We start from the raw sequence: 20,340 nt of genomic DNA, 5'->3' as shown, positions 1-20,340 counted from the left end.
GCCCCGGTGGCTCAGTACGCCACGGTGATGCGGCGGCCCACGGCCTCGCTCTTCTCCAGCTCGTCCACCAGGGCGATCGCGTAGTCCTCGGCGCTGATGGCGCTGTTGCCGTCGGCGTCGGAGAGCAGTTGGTCGCCGCCCAGGCGGAACGTGCCGGTGCGCTCGCCGGGCTCGATCAGCGCGGCGGGCGAGATGTAGGTCCAGTCGAGGTCGCCGGCCTCGGCCCTGATCACGTCGAGCAGCGCGCCGTGCGCGAGCGCCTCGGCCTTGTAGGCGTCGGGGAACCCGGGGGTGTCCACGAGCCGGACGCCCGGCGCCGCCTCCAGGCTGCCCGCGCCGCCCACGACGACCAGGCGGCGCACGCCTGCGGCGCGCAGCCCGGCGAGGACGCCGCGCCCGGCCGCGAGCAGCGGCCCCTCCGCCTCCGAGCCGTCGCGGGGCGGCGCGATCGCGAGCACGGCGGCGTCGTGGCCCTTTGCGAGCGCGGCCACGGCGGCGGCGTCGCCCGCCTCGGCCTTCGCGGTGCCCTCCGCCCCGCTCCGGGTCACGCCGGTGACCTCGTGGCCCCGGCCGCGCGCTTCCGCGGCCACCCGCGAGCCGACCATCCCGGTCGCGCCGATCAGCAGAATCCTCATTGAGACCTCCCTCGACAGCCTTACCCGGCCGAAGGTATCCATCGGATACCGCTTACTTCAAAGTTCCGCGCTTACCCCGAGGTTCCGTTGGTACCCTTCGGAAACCATGAGAGGCGACCCTTTTGACCCGAACTGCCCCACCCGGCTGATCCTCGACCGCATCGGCGACAAATGGTCGGTGCTCGTCGTCCTGACCCTGTCCGACGGCCCGCGCCGCTTCTCCCGGCTGCGCGACACGATCGGCGGCGTCACGCCCAAGGTGCTCACCCAGACGCTGCGCGCGATGGAGCGCGACGGCCTGCTCACCCGGCAGGTCTTCGCCGAGGTCCCGCCGCGCGTGGAGTACGCCCTCACCCCGCTCGGCCACTCGCTGCGGCGCCCGATCGAGGCGGTCGCCGAGTGGGCGCAGGAGAACGTCGGGGCCGTCATCGCCGCCCGCGAACGGGCCCTCCTCGGCGAGGCCCCGGCGGACGCGCGGCACGCGCCCGCCCACCCCGCCGCCCGCTGACGGCACGGAACCCCCGGCCGCCGCCCGGCATCAAACGGACGTGGTGGCCGGTTCCGGCGCGTCGCCACCGAAAACGATCAATAGCGGGCTAGAGTCCGGCCGTGCGGGCGGGTTTCTCGCGGGGGCGACCCCGACCCCCCGGACGGGTGGGACCGGTGGGAAGGCGGGGGATCCGGGCATGATGGGGAAGACGCACGCGCTGAGCGGCGCGCTCGCGTGGCTGGCGGCCGTGCCCCTGATCGCGCAGGAGCGGCTGATCGGCGACCACGCCGTCGCCCTGACGGCCGAGCAGGTCGCGGCGGGCGCGGTGGTGTGCGCGGGCGCGGCGATCCTGCCCGACATCGACCACCACAACGGGCGCATCGCCAACACGTTCGGCCCCATCACCCACGGGATGTGCAAGGGGATCGGGAAGATCTCCGGCGGGCACCGGCAGGCCACCCACTCGATCCTGTTCGCGGTCGGCGTCGGCTGGGCGATGGACGCGCTCGCCACCCACTACGTCTACGCGTGGTGGGCCTGCCTGTTCATGATCGTCGGACTGGGGCTGCGGGGCGTCGGGTTCGACTTCGAGGGCAAGGAGCCGCAGTCCGCGCTGGCCGACTGCGCGCTCGCCGCGTTCGCCGTCTGGCTCATGCACGACCTCGACATGAGCTTCGTCGGCTTCGCGGTCACGCTGGGCTGCCTCGCGCACGTCGCCGGGGACTGCCTGACCCCGCGCGGCTGCCCGGTGTTCTGGCCGCTGCGATGGCGGATCGACATCCCGATCGTCCCGCGCACGGACGGCAAGGTGGAGCGCTTCGTGGTCGCGCCCGCGCTCACGCTCGGCATCGCGATCCTCGCGGTGCGGTCGGTGCTCGGCGACGTGACCACCGAGTGGCTGACCAAGGGCTGACCCGGCGCGGGCCGGTGCCGGAGGCGCTCAGTCCAGCAGGTCCTGGAACTGCGCGCAGCTGATCCTCCCCCATCCGTGCTGGTCGGGTGCGGGCCCGTTCCAGAGCTGGACGCGCTCGACGCCGCTGATGGCCTGGGCGGTGCAGGCGATCTGGGCGAGCGCCAGGCGGGACCAGCGCCAGCGGCGGCGCTCGTCCGTGGGCACCTGGTCGACGATCAGCACCGAGGGGTCGCCCACCACCCGGGCCACGAGGGTGTGGGCCACCTCGGTGTGCAGCCCGAGGGCGAGGTCCGAGGCGGTGGGCGGCACCGACAGCTGGCCGATGGACAGGTAGGGCTGCCCCGGCAGCCCCGGGCGGACGACCGGCACCAGCCGGTCGCCGCGCACCAGGTAGACGGTGATCGCGGCGGCCTGGCTGCCGGCCGCGACCGGGCGGTCGCCCGCGCTGAGGACGCCGGTCGGCCGCACCCCGCACCCCGACGCGAGGACGCCGCCGAGCAGCACGGCGGCGAGCGCGGCCGCGAGCACGGCGGCACCGTGGCGCCTCATCCGTCCTCCCGGTCCGGGATCCACAGCGTGAACACCGCCCCCTCCGCGGCAGGCCGGTCCTCTTCGGGGGCACCGTCTCCCGCGCCCGCCGGAGCCCCCTTGTTCGCGGCCTCCAGCACGCCCCCGTGCAGCATGGCGTTCTCCTTCGCGATCGACAGGCCGAGGCCGCTGCCCTCGCTGCGCGTCCGGGCGGCCTCGGCCTTGACGAAGCGGTCGAAGACCACGGCGACGAGGTCGCCGGGCAGGCCGGGGCCGTGGTCCTCGACGACCAGCGAGAGCCCGCGGACGCCCGCCCGCCCGGCGCGGCCGAAGCGCAGCGTCACCGGCGGGCGGCCGTGCCGCAGCGCGTTGCCGACGAGGTTGGCGACGATGACGTCGAACCGGCGGGGGTCGAGGCGGGCGACCAGGTCGGCGGGGCCGGTCACCGTCAGCTCGCCGGTCCAGCCGCGCGCGTGCAGGGTCGCCGCGACGGCGTCGGCCACGTTCACCTCGTCCAGGACGAGCGCGGCGGCGCCCGCGTCGAACCTGCTGATCTCGATCAGGTGCTCGACGAGCGTGCCGAGGCGGCGGGTCTCGCGGGCGACGAGCCCGGCCGCGCTGTCCTCGCCCTCGCCGCCGGCGTCGGCGGCGAGCACGTCGGTCGCCGCGACCATCGAGGTCAGCGGGGTGCGCAGCTCGTGGGAGACGTCGGCGACGAACCGGCGGGACGCCCGCTCCATCGCGCGCAGCTCGGTCACCGTCCGCTCCAGCGCCTCGGCGGTGCGGTTGAAGGTGCGGGCGAGGTCGGCCAGCTCGTCGCGGCCCCGCACCGCCACCCGCGTCTCCAGCTCGCCCTCGCCGAGCGCGCGGGCCGCCGCGCCGAGCCGCCGCACCGGTTGCAGCACGCCGCGGGTGGCCAGCACCGCGAGCGCGAGCGCGAGCACCAGCGCCAGCGCGTTCTCGATCATCAGGACGCGGGTCAGCGACGCGAGGTCCCGCACCTCCTGGCGCAGGCTGGCGGTGACGTAGACGGTCGGCGGCGTCGTCCGCTCGCCTCCCCCCTCGCCCCTGCGGAAGCCGGTGACGTGCGTGCCGACCAGCAGGTAGGGGGTGCCGTTCCGCACGACGCGCTGAAATGCCAGCTGCTGCTGGGCCCGCCGCGCGAACTCCGCGCTGACCGGCACGTCCAGCAGGCCGGAGGCGGGGATGGCCAGGTCGCCCTCGTTGCGGGTCGGCACGGCCACCGCCTTGCGCCCGGGAGGCGCGGAGAGGGCGTCCACGAGCTGGGCGCCGAGGAACCCGCTGACGTCGGGCGGCAGCTCGGGCGGCACCTGCCGGGTCAGCGTCTGCCGGACGTCGGTGAGCACCGCGTCCTGGGCGCGCTGGAGCGTCGCGCGGCGCAGCAGCACGTAGGCGACGCCGGAGGCGAACATCGAGGCCAGCAGCGCGACCGCGGTGAAGGCCGCCGCGAGCCGCACCCGCAGCCCGGTGAACCAGCGGGTGCGGACGCGCTCACCGCGCCGCCGCGCCCGGCGCCGCAGCCCGGCGATCATGTGGCCGCGAACCGGTAGCCGAACCCCCGGACGGTCTCGATCAGCCGGGGCTCGGCCGGCTCGTCCTCGATCTTGGCGCGGACGCGCTGCACGCAGGCGTCGACCAGCCGCGAGTCGCCGGGGTACTCGTGCTCCCACACCGCCGACAGCAGGTGCTGGCGGGTCAGCGCCTGGCCCGGCCGCCGGGACAGCTCCAGCAGCAGCCGCAGCTCGGTCGGGGTGAGCCTGATGTCGGCGCCCGCCTTGGTCACCTTCAGCGAGGCCCGGTCGATGACGAGGTCGCCGTGGCTGGAGCGGTCGAGCGAGGTCTGGTCCGCCCGGCGCAGGACGGCGCGGATGCGGGCGTCCAGGACGCGCGGCTCGACGGGCTTGACCACGTAGTCGTCGGCGCCCGCCTCCAGCCCGAGCACCACGTCCAGGTCGTCGCCGCGCGCGGTCAGCAGGATGACCGGGAGCCCCCCGCCACCGCCGCCGAGGTCGTCGCGGCGGATGCGGCGGCAGACCTCGATCCCGTCGATGCCGGGCAGCATCACGTCCAGGATCGCGATCTCGGGCGGACGGGCGCGCAGCGCCTCCAGCCCGTCCTCGCCGGTCGCCCGGGACGTCACGCTGTGCCCGAGCCGGGAGAGCGCCAGCTCCAGCGCGACCCGGGCGGAGGGATCGTCCTCGACGAAGAGAATGCTGGCCATCCGGACATTATTGGACATCGGCGCCACCACCTCCGGCCATGTCACAAGATCCAGACAATTCCCGGACAAGATCATGACAGCCGGCGGGGACCGTGGTGTCCATGACGCTCGCCAAGGTCCCGCCGCGGCGGGTCGTCCCACCATCGCCCCCGCGGCCGGCGCCGCGCAGGCTGGCTGCCCTACCGTGGCTGCTGGTCGCGGGGGTCGTCGCCCAGGTGTGCGTCCGGCTCTGGTTCGCCCGCGCCCGGACGGGCCCGGTCGCCGACCCCGACGAGACGGGCTACCTGCTCGTGGCCCGGTGGCTGGCCGGCGGGCACGGGGCCGACTACTCGGGCCACACCTTCTACCAGGGCGGGTACCCGCTGCTGCTCGTCCCGGCGAACTGGCTGAGCGACGACCTGATGACGGTCTACACGCTCGCCATGGCGACCAACGCGCTGATCGGCGCGGCGCTGTTCCCGCTCGGGTACCTGGCGCTGCGCCGGCTCGGGCTCGCGCGGCGCCCGGCGCTGCCGCTGGCGTGGGCGGCGGCGCTGCTCCCGGAGACCACGTTCTTCGGCGCGTTCACGCTGACCGACGCGGTGCTGCCGACGCTGGTCCTCGCGTGGCTGCTGGCGCTGGACCGCTTCGTGCGGGACGGGCGGACCGGCTCGGCCGTCCTCGCGAGCGCCGCCGCGTCCTACCTGGCGTCGGTCCACATGCGCGGGACGATGCTGCTGGCCGTCCACGGCGCGGTCCTGGGCCTGCTCCTCCTCGCGGTGGTCCTCGTGCGGTGGCGGCGCGTGGCGGCCGCCGTCGGAGCCGACCGCACGGCGGCGATCACCCGCCGGGCGCGCGGCACGGCCGCCGGGCTCGCCGTCGCCGCCGCCGGGTACGCGGCGGGGGCGGCGCTGAACGCGCGCGTCAAGGCGGAGATGTACCCGGACGGCGCCAAGGACCACCTGGGCATCATGACGTCCCGGCTCACGTCGGTGTCCGGGCAGGAGTGGGCGCTGTCGGGCTCGGCCGGGCAGGTCTGGTACATGATCGTCGCGACCTGGGGGCTGGCCGGGATCGGGCTCGCCGCCGTCCTCGCGACGCCGCTGCGCCGCCGGGCCCCGGCCGCGGACCGCGTGATGGCCGCCGTGCTGCTGGTCGCCACCGCCGGCGTCGCCTACTCCTCCTCCGCCGCGCTGCCCGACGAGCACCGCATCGGCAACTACGCCTACGGGCGCTACCTGTCGTGCATCGTGCTGGTGTACGCGCTGGTCGGAGCGGTGGCGCTGCTGCGGTCGAGGACGCGGCGCGCCGCCCAGCTCACGGCGGCGGGGGCGCTCCTGCTCTCCGGATCGGCCGCGTGGGTCACCGCCTACGCGGGCGACAGGCTGGAGACCTTCGGCTTCATCGCGTTCGACTTCCCCGAGCCCATGTTCCTGACCGGGGACCGCACCGCGCTGCACATGCCGGAGGTCACGCTCGCGGGCGCGGGGCTGCTGTGCTGCGCGCTGCTGCTGACGCGGGCGCGCGTCCCCCGGGTCGCGGCCCTGCTGCTGGCGGGCGGCCTGGTCGGGATCAACCTCGCCGCGATGACGTTCGCGATGGGCCCGAAGCAGGACCGCGTCCGCCCCGCCTCGCCGCTGGCCGGGCCGCAGGCGGGCGGCGTCGTCGTGGACCAGTCGGTCTACTGGGTCCTCAGGGTCAAGTTCCAGTACCCGGTGGACTGGACGCGCGTCGAGCGCCCCTACGGCCAGCGGAACCGGCCGCCCGCGCCCGGCGTGTGCACCGTCGTGCTGCCGCTGCCGAACGGCACGGCCCCCGAGGCGTCCTGGCCCGCGCACCCGCCCGCCTGGCGGTTCCGCGCGGGGCGCGCCTACTCCACCGGATGGGTGACCTGGTGGGATCCGGCGTGCCCGGCCGCCCGCCGATGACGCTCCGGCGCCGGGACACCCGCCGGGTCGCCCGCCGGGTCAGTAGCGGGTGACGAGCGCGATGCGGTCGTGGTCGACCAGGAAGCCGTCGGAGACGAACGTCACCTGGCCGCCGTACTCCAGCGCGGTCTCGATGACGTCGTCGACGGCGTCGTCCACCACGTCCGCGCCGCGCAGCACGCCCGGCATGCCCTCGACCGGGACGAGGTCGTTCTCGGTCCGCACGGCGGGCGCGTAGTAGCCGCGCTCGACGACCAGGTGCTCGCCGCGCCCCTCCTCGACCAGCCGCGCGACCTCGCACAGCCCGCCCGCGTAGCGCTGGGCGCCGCGGGCGCCCTCCAGCTCGGTGAGCACGGCGACCTCGCGGCGGTCCTCGTAGGCGGCCAGCGCCGGGCGGGCCGCCTCGACCAGCGCGCTCGGCGCCGCGCCCTCGTGGCTGCCGTCGACGCGCCCGGCCACCCGGATGTGCGGGCCCGCGACCTCGTCGAAGAACGCCTGGTGGCGCGTCACGCCCGCGACGACCAGCGGGCGGCGGTCCCGGGCGAGGACCCGGTCGAGCGCGGCCACGACGTCGCGCATCATCCGGCGGTGGCGCTCGTCGCCGTTCTGCGCGCCGCGCGGGGACTGGCGGCCCGAGCCCTCCTCGTCCAGCCGGTCCGGCCCGACGGGGAAACCGTCGCGGACGTGCTCGGTGAGGTCGGCGCCCTCGCCGCCGTCGCCGTCCCAGAGCCGGGACGCCTGGTCGGACAGGGACAGCAGCCAGTAGCGGAGGGTGCGGGTGTGGTCGGCGACGAGGTCGCGGGTGGCGAACCCGGAGTCGACGACGACCCGCTCGTCCACCGGCTGGCCGACCGTGAACGCGTGGTGCTCGCCGCCGGGCGCGGCGAACAGCACCAGCCCGTCGGCGGGGTGGCGCGGGTCGAGGTCGCCGGCCGCCCGCTCCAGCCCGCGCAGGACGTGGTCGGCGGCGTCGGGCGTGACGCGGACGTCGGCGTCGAGGCGGCGGCGCACCTCGGCGAGGAGGTTGCGGAGGCGGATCGGGTCCTGGCGGTTGGCCGGGGCGGCGCGGTGGGTCGGCATCAGCACCGAGACGGCGGGATAGGCCCTCGGTTTGCGCAGGTCGGCAAGGGTGGCAGCGTCCATGATCCCCCGATCGGTAGCGTGCTCCACTGCTGTCTCTTTTCTACCCACACCTACGTAAACGAGGGGTAAGTGCCGTTTGAGGATCGTGCCCGGGCCGCCCGCTCGCCGCCCCCTGGCGGTCAGGCGCGCAGGCCGTCCAGCGCCACCCTCGTGAGGGCGTCGTCCGCGCGGGCGCCGGGGCGGCAGACCACGACGCTGAGCAGCTCGACGACCTCGCGGGGGCTGATGTCGCCGCGGACCGTCCCCTCCTCCTGGGCCTGCCGGGCGAGCGCTTCGAGCAGGCCGTTGAGCTCGTCCTGCAACTCCAGCCGCTCCTCCGGCGCCTCGTTCTCCTCGGCGAGCGCCTTGATGAGCGCGAGCGGCTGGCCCGCGCAGTAGCCGACGTAGCGCGCGATCACGTCCCGGCGCGAGAGGTCCTGCTCCGCCAGCGACCGCAGCCCCGTGCGCAGGCAGCGCAGCGACCGACCGGCGATCTCCTCCACCAGCGCCCGCCGGTCGGGGAAGTGCCGGTAGAGCGTGCCCACGCCGAGGCCCGCGGCCCGCGCGATCTCCTCCATGGACGCGGCGGGCCCGCTCCCCGCGAACCGGTCGAGGGCCGCCTCGACGATCAGCTCGCGGTTGCGCCGCGCGTCGGCTCGCACCGTCCCGCCCCCTCTCCGGCCCGGTCGCCGTCACCGGAATCCGGAATTCAGTTTATCCTGGCGGAACCTGAAGCTCCGATTCATGTTGGAGGACGCCATGCGCATCGGACTGTTCGCCCCCGCCGGAGGCGCACCCCTGGAGGACGCCGTCGGGTGGACGCGCGCCGCCGCGGCCGCCGGCCTCGACAGCGTGTTCTACGGCCACGTCAACGGCTGGGACGCGCTGATGGTCGCCGCGCTCGCCGGACGCGAGGCCCCCGGGATCGAGGTCGGCACCGCCGTCATGCCGACCTACCCCCGGCACCCGCTCGCGCTCGCGAGCCAGGCGCTGACCGCGCAGGCGATGAGCGGCGGCCGGTTCACGCTCGGCGTCGGGCCGAGCCACCGGGCGGTGATCGAGGACGCGCACGGCCTCCCCTACGGGCGGCCGGTGCGGCACGTCCGGGAGTACCTGGCGGCGCTGCGGCCGCTGCTGCGCGGCGAGGACGTCCGCTACGAGGGCGAGACGGTGAAGGTCGCGGCGCGGGTCGACGCCCCGGGCGCCGAGCCGCCCCAGGTGATCGTCTCCGCGCTGGGCCCGCTGATGCTCAAGGCCGCCGGGGAGCTGGCCGACGGCGTGACGACCACCTGGACGGGGGCGGACGCGATCGCCGACCACATCGTGCCGTCGGTCACCGCCGCGGCGGAGGGGGCGGGGCGTCCGGCGCCGCGCGTCCTCGCGGGCGTCCTCGTCGCGCTCACGGCCGACCCGGACGGCGTGCGCGCCGCCATCGCCGACCGGTACGGCTTCGCCTCGGACTTCCCCGGGTACCGCGCGGTCCTCGACCGGCAGGGCCTCGCGGGCGTCCACGAGACCGTCGTCGCGGGCGACGAGCGGACCGTCGAGCGTGAGCTGCGCCGGTTCGCCGACGCGGGCGCGACCGACCTGCTGATCAGCCCGTTCGGCGACGCGGCGGCCCGGGAGCGCGTCATCGCCTTCGCCGCCGCGCTCCGGCGGCCCGACCCGGCCGTCAGCCGGGGGTGATGAAGCCCGTCTCGTAGGCGAGGATGACCGCCTGCGTCCGGTCGCGGGCCTGGAGCTTGCCGAGGACGTTGCCGACGTGCGTCTTCACCGTCTGCGGGCTGACGAACAGCTCCTGGGCGATCTCGGCGTTGGAGTGGCCCTTGGCCACCAGCCGCAGCACGTCCGCCTCGCGCTCGGTGAGCCGCCCGTGCCAGGGCGCCGAGCCCGGGGCGTCCCCCGCGGGGCCGTGCGAGGCGGCCAGCGCGCGGATCGCGGCGGGGAACAGCAGGGTGTCGCCGTGCGCGACCATCCGGACGGCCTGGAGGATCTCCTCCGGGCGCGTCCGCTTGAGCAGGAAGCCGTTCGCGCCCGCCTTCAGCGCGTCGTAGACGTACTCGTCGTTCTCGAACGTGGTGACGACGATGATCCGGGGCGGCTCGGGAACGGTGTCGAGGATGCGCCGGGTGGCCTGGATGCCGTCCAGCCTCGGCATCCGCACGTCCATCAGGATGACGTCGGGGCGCAGCCGCGACACCGCCCCCGGCACCTCGGCGCCGTCGGAGGCCTCGCCGACCACGGCCAGGTCGTCCTCGGCGTTGATGATCGCCGCGAGCCCCGCCCGGATCAGCCGCTCGTCGTCGACCAGCAGCACCTTGATCGTCATGTCCCGGACCTTAGCGGCAGCGACACGTGGATCCGCCACCCGCCCTCCTCCGGACCGGCGGACATCTCGCCGCGCAGCACGGTCACGCGCTCGCGGATCCCGTCCAGGCCGCGCCCGCCGCCGTGCCGGGACGCCTCGCCGCCGGGCGCGCCGAGCGGATTGCTCATCTCCATCTCCAACCGCTCCCCCACCACGCCGAGGCGGAGCCGCACCGGGACCTTCCCGGCGTGCCGCAGCGCGTTCGTCAGCCCCTCCTGCACGATCCGGTACGCCTCCCGGGACACGGCGGCGGGCACCTGCCCGACCTCCGCGCCCACCTCCGAGTCGAGCTTCACGCCGGCGATCCGCGTCTGCTCCAGCAGCCGTCCGAGGTCGGCGAGCGTCGGCTGCGGCGCCGTGCGGGACGGGTCCTCGCGCAGCAGCCCGAGGACGTGGTCGAGGTCCTCCAGCGCGGCCCGCGCCGACTCCTCGATCGCGCCGAGCGCCTCCCGCGCGAACGCCGGGTCGCTGTCGAGGACGCGCCCGGCGGCGCCCGCCTGGAGCGTCACGACGCTGAGCGCGTGCCCGACCGAGTCGTGCAGCTCGCGGGCCAGCCGGTTGCGCTCGGCGAGCTTGACCGCCCGCGCCTGCACGGCGGCGAGCCGCTCGGCGGCCGACGGGCCGAGGAAGCGCGGCGCGAGCCGGGACAGCAGCGCGCCCGCCCCCACGATCACCGCGAGCAGCGCCGCGAGCGCCACGAGACCCGCGAACGGCGTCGGCCACTGGGGCCAGTAGTCCCGCCAGCCCCACGCCTCCATGAACCGCGTGTCCCAGCCGACGGCGGGCGCGAGGAGCAGCACGAGCGCGAACGGCGGCACGGCCAGGCTCAGGCCGCTGACCACCACGCCCGCGAACAGGTGCAGCGTGAACCACGCGCCCGCGCGGACGCGGCTCTCCCACGTCCGCGCCGACCCGGGCACGAGCGCGGCGGCGGGCCCGGCGAGCAGCTCCTTGGCGAGCGAGCCCTCCAGCAGCCGCACGGTCGGGACGAGCCCGGTCACGAACGTCGCCGCGCCCGGCATCACCAGCAGCATCAGCACGCTCTCGACGAAGTTGCTGCCGATCGGAAGAACGGGGATGAGGCTGATCGCGAGGAACCAGTACGGCATGAGCAGCGCGCCGCCCACGACGAGATGCGACCAGCGCCGCCAGGTCGTGCGCCGGGCGAGCGGGCCGAGTACGAGCGTCACGCCCCCGATCCTCGCAGATCACGGCGCCGCGCCCCTCCCCCGCGAGGGGGAGGGGCCGGGGCGCTCAGGAGGGGGCCTTGCCCGCGTCGTCGTCGTGCCCGTCCCCCTCGACCGCCTCCGCCAACTCGGGCTCGGGCCCGGGCCCGGCGGTGGGCTCGTCCTTCTCCCCGCCGCCCTTGGCGGCGCGGTCGCGCTCGGCGAGCTTGGCGAGGCGGGCGTTGTAGGCGGCCAGCTCGTCGTCGCGGGGGTCGCCGCCGGGCGCCCCGGCGCGGTCGGCCCTGCGGTCCAGCCGCCGGGCCTGCCGCTGGTCGTCGAAGTACCACTGGAACGCCAGGAAGATCAGGACGATGAACGTCGGGATCTCGCCGAAGCCCCACGCGATCGCGCCGCCGTTGTGCTGGTCGTTCAGGACGGTGCCGCCCCACGGCGGGTCGACGGCCTGGTACCAGCCGCGCGCCAGCGGCTGGCTGAGGTTCATCAGCGCGATGCCGAAGAACGCGTGGAACGGCATCGTGACGAACAGCAGCATCAGCCGGCCCGGGTAGGGCAGCTTCTTCGGCGCCGGGTCGACACCGAGCAGCACCCAGAAGAACAGCGACCCGGCGAGCAGGAAGTGCAGCGTCATCGCGATGTGCCCGAGATGGTTGCGCATCGCGGACTCGAACAGCGAGGTGAAGTACAGGACGAACGTCCCCGCCACGAAGATCACCGTGGCGACCGCCGGGTGCGCGACGATCGCGGTGAACCGGCTGTGCAGCGCCGCCGTCAGCCACTCGCGCGGCCCCCGGTCGCCGCGGATCGCGGCGGGCTTCAGCGCGCGCAGCGCGAGCGTCACCGGGGCGCCGACGACCAGGAAGATCGGCGTCAGCATGTTCAGCACCATGTGCTGCACCATGTGGACGCTGAACAGGATCTGCGAGTACTTCGCGACGCCCGTCTCGGTCACGAGCAGGATCGTGAGCAGCCCGACGAACCAGGAGACGGTGCGTCCCATCGGCCAGGAGTCGCCGCGCCGCCGCAGCCGGACGACACCGGCGAGGTAGACCCCGCCGAGCACGGCGACCAGCGCGGCGAACGTGAAGTCGAACTGGCCGAGCTGCGCGAGCCGTCCGGCGGTGAGCTCGGGCGGCATGTCGAAGCCGACCAGCGCCTTGACCGGCGTCTCCTCGCCGGTCGGCGGGGGCGGCGCGGTGCGCGCCAGCGCCACGGCGAGGCCCACCGTCGAGGCCATCACCACGACCTCGGCGCTCGCCAGCCGCGTGAACGCCCACGGCCTGCGGTCGGCGAGGGCGGGCAGCGTCCGGTTCCGGTGCCACCAGCCGACGTAGCCGAGGACGGCGAACGCCGCGATCTTGCCGAGCGCGAGCCGTCCGTAGTCGGTGTCGACCATCTCGGCGGGATCGGGCAGCCGGGAGATCACGTTGACGAAGCCGCTGACGCCGACGGTGACGTAGCACCACAGCGCCATGCGGCTGAACCGCTCGGCCATCACCGGCAGCCTGTCGCGGCCCAGCAGCGCGTGCGCGGCGACCACGATCAGGCCGCCGACCCAGGGCGCGATCGCGGCGACGTGCAGGGCGACGCCGGTCACGGCGACCGAGTGGTTCGCGGCGGAGGCCGAGTGCCCGGTCAGCGGCGGCGGCAGCAGCGCCGCGCCCGCCAGCGCCAGCAGCCCGAACGTCGCGGCCGGGGTGGTGGTCGTGCGGGCCAGCAGCGCCACGACGACGGCGAGCAGCACCACGAGCATCAGCGCGGTGCCCTGCGGCAGCGACCCGACGTAGCTGCTCAGCTCGCTGCCGGTGACGACCTCGCCGACCGGCTGGCCGAGCACGTCCGCGACCGTGAACACGAGGTTGGCCGCGGCGGCCGCGGCCCAGGCGGCGGCGGTCCAGGACGCGGCGCGCAGGTAGCCGACGGCGTCCGCCGACAGCGTGCCGGTGCCCTGCCTGGCGCCCGCGGCCTGCCGTCCGCCGCGCGCGGTCTCCAGCGGGAGCAGCACGGCGGCGGCCAGCAGCGTGCCGATGGTCAGCGTGGCCGCGAGGTCCATCACCATCCGGGAGCCGGGCAGCCCCCAGCGGGTGACGACGCCCGCGTCGCCGAGGCCCGGGATGACCTTCTCGGTGACCGAGCCGCCGAGGATCAGCCCCGCCACCAGGACCACGACGGCCGCGACCGAGGCGGCGGCGGCGGTGCGGGCGACCGCGAGGACGCCGCTCCTGCCCACCGCGCCCGCGCCCCGGCCCGCCGCGTCCCTGCCCGCCGCGCCCTTACTCACCGCTGCCCCTACTCACCGCTGTCGGCCGCCGGGTGCTTGCGCCTGGCCCGGAGCACGATGACCACGCCGATCAGGATGCCGACGAGCACGCCGCCGCCGATCAGCACCCACATGACCGTGCCGGAGCCGCCGTCGTCCTTCTCGGCCTGCTCCTGGTCGATCTTGAGGGGCTGCTCGTTGGTCGTGGCGGCGGCGCCCGTCTGCTCCTGGGCGCCGACACCGCCGGCGCTCGGGGACGCCGCGGGCTTGTCGCCGGTCCCGCCGCCGCCCTCGGTGCCCGCGCCGGCGCCCGCGCCGTCGGCGGTCGCGGTGAACTTCAGGTCGTCGCCCTCGATCGGGTGGCCGTCCTCGCCGACCACCCGGTAGGCGACCGTGTAGGACCCGGCGGGCAGGGCGCCCGTCAGCTTCTGCGTGACGGTCGTCCCCGACCGCTCGGCCTCGCCCGCCTGGAACGTCTTGTTCGCCTTGTCCCGGACGATCACCTTGGCGACGCTGATCTTGTCGCTGAAGACGAGCTTGACCTCGGTCACCGGGCCCGCCGACGCGCCCTTGCCGGGCGTGCTGCTGACCAGCTTGGTGTGGGCGAGCGCCGGGGTCGCGGTGACGGTGCCGAGGGCGAGGGCGACGGCGGCGGCGAGGCCGAGCCGGCGCAGCGGCCGGCGGGGCGTGTGGATCTTCATGGGCGGCCGGGTTCTCCAGTGGTGGATGGGGTGGGCCCCCAGCCTACTGACGCCCCGGCGTTACCAGACCCTGGCCCGGCAGCACATATGGAGCAGCGAGACGGTCCAGATCGTCCGCGAATGCCGCGGGGAGAGGGATTCCCATGGTCAGGCCGGGGCCGGCCCAGGTCAGCAGTCGCATCCGCAGCAGTCGCAGTCCCCGCAGCAGTCGCAGCAGTCGCAGCACCCGTCGCAGTGCCGGGTGCACCAGCAGCGGTCGCCGCAGCTCTTCGCGTGGTACTCGCTCCACTCGGGCTGGAAGACGCCGCAGGTGAAGCAGACGGCCGCGCCGGTCAGGCACGGCACCGGCCAGCCGGGGCGCCGGTCCGGGGGCCGGTGGCCGTGCCCTCCGCCACCGCCCCAGCCGCCACCGCCGCCACCGCCGCCCCAGCCGTCCCCGCCGCCGTTGCCCCAGTCCTGCGGCTCGCCGGTGCGCCGGGGCGGCGGGTACTGGCCGGGCGAGTAGCCGGGAGGCGGCGGGTACTGACCGGGCGGGTACTGCCCGTGCGGCGGCTGCCCGGGGGCGGGCGGGTAGGCGGCGAACACCCGGTCGGCGGTGCGGCGCACCTCGCGGCCCAGCAGCGCCCGGACGAGGCGCGGGTTCTCCATCTCCACCTCCGCCAGCGCGAGCCGCAGCCCGTGCAGCGCGTCCTCGACGTGGCGGCGCGCCTGCCCGGGGGTGGTGCCGGTGGCCAGGAGCGGGTTGTAGGCGCCGGACGCCCGGTCGGCGGCGACGTCCTCGACGGCGTCGACCAGGTGCGCGACGCGGCCGAAGAACCGGCCCGCCTCGGCGAGCGGCTCGGCGTTGCCCTCCCGTCCCGCGAGGACGGCGGTGTGCGCGAACACGGCCGCGACGGCGGTCTCGGTCGGCTCGGTCAGCTCCAGCAGCCCGAGTCCGGGCGCCGCCTCCAGCAGCGGCTGCCGCGCCACCGCGTCCCGCAGGACGGAGGGGTCGAAGCCGACCGCCGCGCCGGTGCGGGCGCCCGCCGCGTCCCACCGTCCGGCCACCCGGCCCGCGGCGGCCGCGACGAGGCGGCGGGCGTAGGGGCCGTCGCCGTCGGCCACGTGGTCGCGGGTCTTGCCCGCCGCGAGCAGCAGGGAGGCGGCGGCGGCGAGCTGCGCGCCGCGCGCCTTCGCGGTCACGACCTCGGCGGTCTTCAGCCCGCGCAGCGCGCACGGCCCGGCCTTGCGGCGCGGCGACAGCTCCGGCGCCTGCGCCTCGGCGAGCACCGACACCAGCAGCCCGTCATAGTTGGTGACGAGCCGCGCGGCGTGGCCGTGCTCGGCCCGCAGCGTCAGGCACAGCCCGCACAGGTGGGCCATCCAGTCCTTGAAGAGCGACCCGCACAGGACATGCCTGCACGGGCGTACGACACCGAACATTCCCGAAGAACTCCCCACCTGAGGCGACTCGCTGCATTACCGCTTTCATGATCACGTAGATGATCATTTCCGGCGGACCGGCCCCCCGGTACGTCCCCGGGTCAGACGCCCACGCAGGTCAGCGCGCGGCGGTAGGCGGCCATCTGCGGCTCGTCGGCCGGGCCCGTCGCCGCCAGCACCTCGGCGAGGTCGAACCACGCCTGCGCGGCCTCGCGGGAGGACTCCATCTCCTCCAGGCAGGTCGCGGCGCGGGTGAGCACCTCGGCGGCGCGCTCGCGGCGGCCCAGCCGCACGCACGCCTCGCCGAGCACGGTCAGCGCCCCGGCGGTCGCCCGGCGCGGCGCGTCCCCGAGCAGGTCGATGGCCTCCTCGGCGAGCCGCACCGACTCGGCGGGGCGGCCGAGCACGGTCTCGGCGCGGGCCAGCTCGGTCAGGCACCAGGCGACGTCGATCTCCCCGGCGGAGCTGGCGGTGATCTCGCCGCGCACCCGGTTCAGCATCTCGCGGGCGCGGGCGGCCTGGTCGGGACGGGCGCGCAGCAGCAGCCCGGCGTGGATGACGCGGAGCCGGTTGAGGTTGCGCGGGTCCTCGCCGTCCCCGGCGAGCATCAGCGCCCGCTCGGCGAGGGCGACGCCCTCCTCGTACTCGCCGCGGATCTCGGCGACGTAGGCGGCCTCCCAGTAGGCGACCATGCGGGCGCGCGGCGTACCGATCCGCTCGGCGCGCTCGACGAGCTGGGCGGCCAGGTGCCGGGCCCGGACGAGGTCGCCGCGCTCGATGAACGCCGACAGCAGCGCGGCGCCGAGGTGGACGGCCGCGTCGGTGGAGTCGGCGCCGGTGGAGATCAGGTGCCGCAGCGCGCCCTCGGCGGCCTGCACGCCCGCGCTGATGTCGCCGCGCTCGCGCAGGCAGCGGCTGAGCGCGACATGGACCTTCGCCCAGTGGTCGAGGTCGGCCTCGGCGGAGGCCTCCTCGGTCAGCTCCAGCAGCCCGGTGATCGCCTCCTCCAGGTCGCCGGACGCCTCCAGCGCCAGCGCGTAGCCCCACCGCGCCTGGTGCAGCATCTCCGGCAGCGCGACCGCGTCGGAGTTGGCGAGCACCTCGGCGAACCGGGCCCGCGCCTCGGCGGCGGCGCCGTTCTGCAGCGCGATCTCGGCGTAGTCGAGCGTGACGCGCAGCTCGTCCACCACGTCCTCGCTGACGCCGCTGACCAGGTAGGTGGCCGAGCAGTTCAGCTTCGCGGCGAGCAGGTCGACCACGCTCGGGGCGGGCACCCGCTTGTCGCTCTCGATCAGCGAGATGTAGCTGTCGGACAGCTCGGGGAAGGCGAGCTGCGCCTGGCTCACGCCCTGCCGGATCCGCAGGGCGCGGATGCGCTGCCCCAGTGTCTCCCGGTCCATCGTTTGACCACCGCCTACAAGGTGCTCGCCCAGCGCGTGGCGCGCGGGGCGAGGAAGAAGTCGACTCGATCCTCTAGTGTGCCGAGGTCACGGCCCGTCAGGTCCGCTATTCGCCGGATACGGTACCGAAGCGTGTTCAGTTGGACGCGCAGCCGTGTCGCCGGGCACGCCGGGAGCGGCCCGCCCGCCCGCCGCGTTCGCCGATTCTGGCATTTCACACCTGGGCAGGCTATAGCGGACGCCGCTCGTCACGCAGCACGGGACCGAAATCACCGCCGCGCGCCACCTCGCTCCACGGTTCCGGGCGGCCTGCGGCTAACCTGACCTCGCCGTTTCCCGAGACCCCGCGCCGAACCGGAGCGTCCGCATGTCCCTGTCCAAGAACGCCCAGGCCGACCCGCCCCCGTCCGGGCCGCTGGACCGGTGGTTCGACCTGACCGGACGGGGGACGAGCGTCGCGCGGGAGCTGCGCGGCGGGGTCACGACGTTCTTCGCGATGGCCTACATCATCCTGCTGAACCCGATCATCCTCGGCAAGGCGCGCGACGTCACCGGCGCGGCGCTGTCGGTCCCGCAGCTCACCACCATGACCGCGCTGTCGGCGGCGGTCACCACGGTGATCATGGGGCTGGTCGGCAACGCGCCGCTCGCGCTGGCCGCCGGGCTCGGCATCAACGCGGTCGTGGCGTTCCAGGCGGCGCCCGTGATGACCTGGCCGCAGGCGATGGGCCTGGTGGTGATCGAGGGCGTGATCATCGTCGTGCTGGCGCTGACCGGCATCCGCGAGCGGATCATGAACTCGATCCCGCTGGCGCTCAAGCACGCGATCGCGGTCGGCATCGGCGCGTTCCTCGCGCTGGTCGGCCTGGTCGACGCCGGGTTCGTCACCTCCAGCGCCACGAGCCCGCCGCTGGCGCTCGGCACCGGCGGCCACCTGGAGACCTGGCCGACGCTGGTGTTCGCGGGCACGCTGCTGCTGATGATCGCCCTGTACGCGCGGCGGATGCCGGGCGCGATCCTGCTCAGCATCATCGTCGGGACGGTCGCGGCCGTGGTCATCGAGGCGAACGCCTCGATCCCCAAGGGCGGCTGGGGCGTGGTCACCCCCGACATGCCCGACAAGCTGTTCGCCGCGCCCGACTTCGGGCTGTTCGGCGAGGTCGACCTGTTCGGCGGGTTCGGCCGCGCCGGGGTCATCACCGCGCTGGTCGTGCTGTTCACCCTCGTCCTGTCCGGGTTCTTCGACGCGATGGGCACGATCCTCGGGATCAGCGACGAGGCGGGGCTCGTCGGCGAGCGCGGCGAGGTGCCGAGGCTCGGCCGCATCCTGTCGGTGGACGGGCTGTCGGCCGCGTTCGGCGGCCTCACCAGCTCCTCGGCGAACACGGTGTTCGTCGAGTCGGCCGCCGGCGTCGGCGAGGGCGCCCGCACCGGCCTGGCCAACCTCGCCACCGGCGCGCTGTTCGCGGCGACGCTGCTGCTCACCCCGCTGGCCGCGGTCGTCCCCGCGCAGGCCGCCGCGCCCGCGCTGGTCGTGGTCGGCGCGCTGATGATGACCCAGGTCGCCAAGGTCGACTGGAGCGACCTGGAGATCACGATCCCGGCCTTCCTGACCATCGTGCTGATGCCGTTCACCTACTCGATCACGATCGGGATCGGCGGCGGGATGGTCGGCTACGCGGCCATCAAGATCGCGGTCGGCAGGTGGCGCGAGGTGTCGGTGTGGCTGTGGCCGGTGGTGGCCTTGTTCCTCGTCTTCTTCGCGATTCACCCCATTGAGGAGTGGCTGAACGTCAAGTAATCGCCTCCAGCGCCGTCCTCTCCGCCGGTTTCGATGTCCCGGACCCCGTTCCGGGTGTCAAATAGTGCCGTCATGGCGTAAGCAGAAGGTAGAGGCTTACCTCCCGGCGTGAAAGGCATGGCTGTGGCGTCCGCGGACTCTCCCCCCCACCCGTCCCCGCGCGGCCACGTCCTGCTGGCCCCGGGCCGGTTCCGCGGGGCGCTGAGCGCCGCCGAGGTCGCCGCGCACCTGGCGGCCGGGCTGCGCCGCGTCCGGCCGGACGTCCCGCTGGTCGAGCTGCCCGTCGCCGACGGCGGCGACGGCACCGTCGACGCGGCGGTCGCGGCCGGGTGGCGGCGGGTCGAGGTCGAGGTGTGCGGGCCCACCGGGCGCCCCGTCACCGCGCGGCTGGCGCTGCGCGGGCAGAGCGCGGTGGTGGAGCTGGCCGAGGCGTCCGGGCTGCGGCGGCTCCCGGGCGGGCGGCCCCGCCCGCTCGTCGCCTCCAGCGTCGGAACGGGCCAGCTCCTCGGCCACGCGGTGCGGCTCGGCGCCCGCCGCATCGTGCTCGGGCTCGGCGGCGGCGCCTGCACCGACGGCGGCGCGGGCCTCGTCCAGGGGCTCGGCGGGCGGCTGCTGGACGCGCTCGGCAAGGACCTGCCGCCCGGCGGCGCCGCGCTGCGCTCGCTGCACGCGCTCGACCTGCGCGGCCTGCCCGACCTGTCCTCCGTCGAGGTGGTCGTCGCGGGCGAGGCCGCCGGGCCGCTGCTCGGCCGCGGCGGCGCGGCGGCGGTGGGCGGGCCGCGCCGGGGCGCGAGCCGCGACGAGGTCGCGCTGCTGGACGCGGGGCTGCGCCGCTGGGCCGACCTCGCGGAGGCGGCGTCCCGGCGCGCCTCCCGCGACCTGCCGGGCGCGGGAGCCAGCGGCGGCGTCGGGTTCGCGGCGCTCGCCTTCCTCGGCGCGCGGATCGAGCCCGGCGCCTCCCTGATGCTCGACCTGCTCGGCTTCGCCGAGAAGGCCCGCGGCGCGCACCTGGTCGTCACCGGCGAGGGCTCGCTCGACAGCCGCTCCCTGCGCGGCGCCGCGCCGATGGGCGTCGCGCGGGCGGCGGCGCGGGCGGGCGCCCCGGTCGTCGCGGTCGCCGGGCAGCGCGCCCTCACCGGCGAGCGGCTCCGCCGGGCCCGGATCCAGGCGGTGTACGCGCTCGCCGACATCGAGCCCGACGAGGAGCGCCGCGTCCGGCGGTCGGGGGCGCTGCTGGAGCAGCTCACGGTCGCGATCGCCGACGAGTGGCTGCCCCCCTCGGGGCTGCCGCCGGTGCGGCCGTCCGTGCCGCCGCCCGCGCCGCCGTCCGAGCCGTGAGCGGATCGCTCCATTCCGGGCCCGGCGCG

The 20,340-nt window shown here is 75.5% G+C and carries 19 protein-coding genes; 6 read left to right on the top strand and 13 right to left on the bottom strand.

Annotation, left to right across the window (positions count from 1 at the left end):
* Window positions 1–11: 11 nt before the first annotated feature.
* Window positions 12–635, bottom strand: coding sequence for an NAD(P)-dependent oxidoreductase (locus KLI87_RS15810; protein WP_214617687.1), 624 nt, complete (start codon window positions 633–635; stop codon window positions 12–14).
* A gap of 106 nt (window positions 636–741) precedes the next feature.
* Between KLI87_RS15810 and KLI87_RS15805 the strand changes: the two genes are divergently transcribed.
* Window positions 742–1,143, top strand: coding sequence for a helix-turn-helix domain-containing protein (locus KLI87_RS15805; RefSeq protein WP_156219387.1), 402 nt, complete (start codon window positions 742–744; stop codon window positions 1,141–1,143).
* Between the two features lie 178 nt (window positions 1,144–1,321).
* Entirely contained in the window at window positions 1,322–2,038 is a 717-nt protein-coding gene (locus tag KLI87_RS15800) for a metal-dependent hydrolase (protein ID WP_173390894.1), read from the top strand.
* A gap of 27 nt (window positions 2,039–2,065) precedes the next feature.
* On the opposite strand, the gene KLI87_RS15795 is transcribed toward KLI87_RS15800, so the two are convergent.
* The 3 genes from KLI87_RS15795 to KLI87_RS15785 are packed head-to-tail and all read right to left on the bottom strand — an operon-like array spanning window position 2,066 to window position 4,808.
* Window positions 2,066–2,587 (bottom strand): hypothetical protein, encoded by a 522-nt coding sequence (locus KLI87_RS15795; protein WP_156219386.1) that lies wholly within the window; start codon window positions 2,585–2,587, stop codon window positions 2,066–2,068.
* Window positions 2,584–4,119, bottom strand: coding sequence for an ATP-binding protein (locus KLI87_RS15790; protein ID WP_214617686.1), 1,536 nt, complete (start codon window positions 4,117–4,119; stop codon window positions 2,584–2,586). The genes KLI87_RS15795 and KLI87_RS15790 overlap by 4 nt, the downstream gene beginning before the upstream one ends.
* On the bottom strand, window positions 4,116–4,808 hold the full coding sequence (locus tag KLI87_RS15785; protein WP_156219384.1) for a response regulator transcription factor: 693 nt from the start codon (window positions 4,806–4,808) through the stop codon (window positions 4,116–4,118). Before KLI87_RS15785 ends, KLI87_RS15790 begins: the two co-directional genes overlap by 4 nt.
* A 101-nt stretch (window positions 4,809–4,909) precedes the next feature.
* Between KLI87_RS15785 and KLI87_RS15780 the strand changes: the two genes are divergently transcribed.
* A complete protein-coding gene (locus KLI87_RS15780) occupies window positions 4,910–6,715 on the top strand; it encodes a hypothetical protein (RefSeq protein WP_156219383.1) in 1,806 nt (601 codons plus the stop codon).
* A gap of 39 nt (window positions 6,716–6,754) precedes the next feature.
* Here KLI87_RS15780 and KLI87_RS15775 read toward each other — a convergent pair whose 3' ends face one another.
* Together KLI87_RS15775 and KLI87_RS15770 are read right to left on the bottom strand one after the other, a co-directional pair.
* On the bottom strand, window positions 6,755–7,858 hold the full coding sequence (locus KLI87_RS15775) for a hypothetical protein (RefSeq protein WP_214617685.1): 1,104 nt from the start codon (window positions 7,856–7,858) through the stop codon (window positions 6,755–6,757).
* A 119-nt stretch (window positions 7,859–7,977) separates the two neighbouring features.
* A complete protein-coding gene (locus KLI87_RS15770; RefSeq protein ID WP_214617684.1) occupies window positions 7,978–8,499 on the bottom strand; it encodes a TetR/AcrR family transcriptional regulator in 522 nt (173 codons plus the stop codon).
* A gap of 97 nt (window positions 8,500–8,596) precedes the next feature.
* Here KLI87_RS15770 and KLI87_RS15765 point away from each other — a divergent pair, with 97 nt between their 5' ends.
* Window positions 8,597–9,523, top strand: a complete 927-nt coding sequence (locus KLI87_RS15765; RefSeq protein ID WP_214617683.1) for a TIGR03564 family F420-dependent LLM class oxidoreductase — start codon at window positions 8,597–8,599, stop codon at window positions 9,521–9,523.
* Here KLI87_RS15765 and KLI87_RS15760 read toward each other — a convergent pair.
* From KLI87_RS15760 to KLI87_RS15730, 7 genes are all read right to left on the bottom strand, one after another.
* Window positions 9,510–10,166 (bottom strand): response regulator transcription factor, encoded by a 657-nt coding sequence (locus tag KLI87_RS15760; RefSeq protein ID WP_156219380.1) that lies wholly within the window; start codon window positions 10,164–10,166, stop codon window positions 9,510–9,512. The genes KLI87_RS15765 and KLI87_RS15760 overlap by 14 nt on opposite strands.
* Window positions 10,163–11,395 (bottom strand): histidine kinase, encoded by a 1,233-nt coding sequence (locus tag KLI87_RS41535; protein ID WP_308166023.1) that lies wholly within the window; start codon window positions 11,393–11,395, stop codon window positions 10,163–10,165. The genes KLI87_RS15760 and KLI87_RS41535 overlap by 4 nt, the downstream gene beginning before the upstream one ends.
* A 64-nt stretch (window positions 11,396–11,459) precedes the next feature.
* Window positions 11,460–13,670 (bottom strand): bifunctional copper resistance protein CopD/cytochrome c oxidase assembly protein, encoded by a 2,211-nt coding sequence (locus KLI87_RS15750; RefSeq protein ID WP_214617682.1) that lies wholly within the window; start codon window positions 13,668–13,670, stop codon window positions 11,460–11,462.
* 8 nt (window positions 13,671–13,678) lie between these two features.
* Window positions 13,679–14,350, bottom strand: coding sequence for a copper resistance protein CopC (locus KLI87_RS15745; protein ID WP_214617681.1), 672 nt, complete (start codon window positions 14,348–14,350; stop codon window positions 13,679–13,681).
* 168 nt (window positions 14,351–14,518) lie between these two features.
* The gene (locus KLI87_RS15740; RefSeq protein WP_214617680.1) at window positions 14,519–15,772 is read right to left on the bottom strand and encodes a DUF5685 family protein; all 1,254 of its coding nucleotides are present in this window, start codon (window positions 15,770–15,772) and stop codon (window positions 14,519–14,521) included.
* Between the two features lie 101 nt (window positions 15,773–15,873).
* Window positions 15,874–17,172 (bottom strand): helix-turn-helix domain-containing protein, encoded by a 1,299-nt coding sequence (locus KLI87_RS15735; protein ID WP_156219377.1) that lies wholly within the window; start codon window positions 17,170–17,172, stop codon window positions 15,874–15,876.
* Between the two features lie 14 nt (window positions 17,173–17,186).
* The gene (locus KLI87_RS15730; RefSeq protein WP_374225450.1) at window positions 17,187–17,390 is read right to left on the bottom strand and encodes a helix-turn-helix domain-containing protein; all 204 of its coding nucleotides are present in this window, start codon (window positions 17,388–17,390) and stop codon (window positions 17,187–17,189) included.
* A gap of 149 nt (window positions 17,391–17,539) precedes the next feature.
* Between KLI87_RS15730 and KLI87_RS15725 the strand changes: the two genes are divergently transcribed.
* Window positions 17,540–18,973 (top strand): NCS2 family permease, encoded by a 1,434-nt coding sequence (locus tag KLI87_RS15725; RefSeq protein WP_214617679.1) that lies wholly within the window; start codon window positions 17,540–17,542, stop codon window positions 18,971–18,973.
* 117 nt (window positions 18,974–19,090) lie between these two features.
* Window positions 19,091–20,311: a glycerate kinase gene (locus KLI87_RS15720; protein ID WP_214617678.1), complete on the top strand. Its 1,221-nt coding sequence runs from the start codon at window positions 19,091–19,093 to the stop codon at window positions 20,309–20,311.
* The last annotated feature ends 29 nt before the right edge of the window (window positions 20,312–20,340 follow it).

The organism is Actinomadura sp. NEAU-AAG7, from assembly GCF_018603865.1.
In the GTDB taxonomy this organism is placed as follows: Bacteria; Actinomycetota; Actinomycetes; order Streptosporangiales; family Streptosporangiaceae; genus Spirillospora; species Spirillospora litoris.
This window is presented reverse-complemented; position numbering and strand designations above follow the sequence as displayed.